At 51.3% G+C, this 448-nt stretch carries 1 protein-coding gene; it reads left to right on the top strand.

The features are described from left to right. On the top strand, nucleotides 1–448 hold a 448-nt coding region (locus ACU8YC_RS27620; protein ID WP_446896343.1), incomplete at both ends, for an acyltransferase family protein.

Below are 448 nucleotides of genomic sequence, written 5' to 3'. Positions count from 1 at the left end.
GGGTAGGGGCGGCCTGATCATCAACAAGGTGGATACGATCGTTTATCCATTCATTGTCTGGTCCTTGCTGCAAGGGCTGTTCGAAGTCGTCCTGTCGAATTACACCAATGGTCAGGTCACCTTGACTGAGGTGTTCTCGTTGCTATGGATGCCGCGTGCCCAGTTCTGGTTCCTTTATGCGCTGTTCCTAGTGTTTCTGGTCTGCACGTTCCTGTATGCGAAAGCCGATCGCCGATACTTTCTACCGTTCGTGGTGCTGTTCGGGGTCCTGTTCGTCTTCCAGCAGGAACTGACGATCAACAACATGACGCGCTTCATCCTGGGGAATACGGTGTTCTTCGCGCTGGGCGTCTGGTTCAACGAAGTTAAGGCTTTTTTCCTGGCACGCTACACGCAATTAACCGTGTTTTTCGGTGCCTTGTTCATTATTGGCCAGTATCTGTTTCAT

The sequence above is a fragment of the Citrobacter sp. VF227 genome (assembly GCF_052950715.1).
Note: the sequence above shows the minus strand (reverse complement) of the source record. Positions and strands in the feature narration are given on the sequence as shown.